The following is a 524-nucleotide window of genomic DNA, read 5'->3' as shown; positions in this document are numbered from 1 at the left end:
CCTGCGGATCGCCATGACTGTCATCCCGCTGGCGCCGCGTCGGCGGTGTACCCGATGCCGGGGTCAGCTGGACGTGACGCCGTCGGGGCCGCTGTGCCCGGTCTGCGACGGCCAGGATGATCTGTTCGGTGGTGCGGCATGACCGCCAACCAGCTCCCCGCCGCCGGGCCGTCCGAGCCGGGTTGCAACCCGCCGGAAATCGGGGTCCCTCGCGCGCGCACGCGTAGGGCCCCCTCCAGCCCCCCTGACTGCAACCTGCAACCGTGCAGGTCAGAGGCGGTTGCAGGGGTGGTTGCAGGGGTCAACCAGCCAGCCCGGGTGCAACCAGTGCAACCGGCGGCTGCAACCACCCCAGAGCGGGCCCCGCAGACCACCTCCGACCCGGCCGCTGTGCGGGTGTGGCGGGCGACGTCGACGACGGCGGTGACGGTCCTCGACGGCCTGTCGCCGGCGTGCGCCCCGTTCGCCGGCTGGTGGGATGCGGAGGCCGGCCGTCGCCGCGAGTTGCGGACCCTGGAGCATCG

The 524-nt window shown here is 73.7% G+C and carries 1 protein-coding gene; it reads left to right on the top strand.

Annotation, left to right across the window (positions count from 1 at the left end; genetic code table 11):
- Nucleotides 1-327: 327 nt before the first annotated feature.
- On the top strand, nt 328-524 hold a 197-nt coding region (locus G6R25_RS24535; protein WP_205447461.1), incomplete at its 3' end, for a hypothetical protein.

It is taken from the genome of Candidatus Frankia alpina (assembly GCF_902806485.1).
In the GTDB taxonomy this organism is placed as follows: Bacteria; Actinomycetota; Actinomycetes; order Frankiales; family Frankiaceae; genus Frankia; species Frankia alpina.
Note: the sequence above shows the minus strand (reverse complement) of the source record. Positions and strands in the feature narration are given on the sequence as shown.